Source organism: Allobosea sp. 05T439, from assembly GCF_056396005.1.
Genome location: NZ_JBFTKP010000180.1, coordinates 1 through 356, shown reverse-complemented (window position 1 = coordinate 356; position 356 = coordinate 1). Strand labels below are relative to the sequence as shown.

The 356-nt window shown below is 62.6% G+C and carries 1 protein-coding gene; it reads right to left on the bottom strand.

Annotated features, from left to right (window positions below):
- Window positions 1-356 (bottom strand): class I SAM-dependent methyltransferase (locus tag AC1DIO_RS35630; protein WP_476854990.1); only part of this gene is annotated, 356 nt, incomplete at both ends.

Below are 356 nucleotides of genomic sequence, written 5' to 3'. Positions count from 1 at the left end.
ACAGATACCACACGCCGCCGGGTTTCAGCGCGCGCGCCAGGGTGTTTATCACCGCAGGTAATTCGTTATACGGGACGTGCAGGAGCGAGGCGCAGCACCAGATCCCGTCGTACTTCTGCGTTTCATTCAACTGGTCGAAGGTCATCTCCTTCACCGGCAGCCCGCTGTAGTGACGTGCCAGCGCCACCAGTTCGGCAGAGGCGTCGAACGCTTCCACGTGGTAACCCTTGCGGGCAAAGGCCAGTGCATCGCGCCCGGAGCCGCAGCCCGCATCCAGCACGCACGCCTGTTCCGGCAAGTGCGCCATAAAGTCGGCGTACAGCGGCGACATATCGAGATCGACCGTGCCGTCGAAG